General features: G+C 60.9%; 1 protein-coding gene. It reads left to right on the top strand.

Translation table 11 applies throughout. The annotated features are described in order from the left end of the window. Window positions 1–281 (top strand): LysO family transporter (locus RTW80_RS28930; protein ID WP_312721548.1); only part of this gene is annotated, 281 nt, incomplete at both ends.

The raw sequence follows: 281 nt of genomic DNA, 5'->3' as shown, positions 1-281 counted from the left end.
GATTGTCCTTAACCGCCGGGGCATGATGGTTGCCGTTATCGTTGTGGCCAGCTCACTGGCGGGGGGAGTGATTAACGCCTTTATTCTCGATCTGCCGCTGAAAACCAGCCTGGCGATGGCGTCCGGTTTCGGCTGGTATTCGCTCTCCGGTATTCTGCTGACCGAATCGTTTGGTCCGGTGATCGGCAGCGCCGCCTTCTTTAACGATCTGGCGCGCGAGCTGATAGCCATCATGCTGATCCCCGGCCTGGTACGCCGCAGCCGCTCTACCGCGCTGGGCC

Source organism: Escherichia sp. AM3, assembly GCF_032029835.1.
GTDB lineage: Bacteria > Pseudomonadota > Gammaproteobacteria > Enterobacterales > Enterobacteriaceae > Escherichia > Escherichia coli.
The sequence above is the reverse complement of the archived record's forward strand: the minus strand, read 5'-3'. Positions and strand labels throughout refer to the sequence as shown.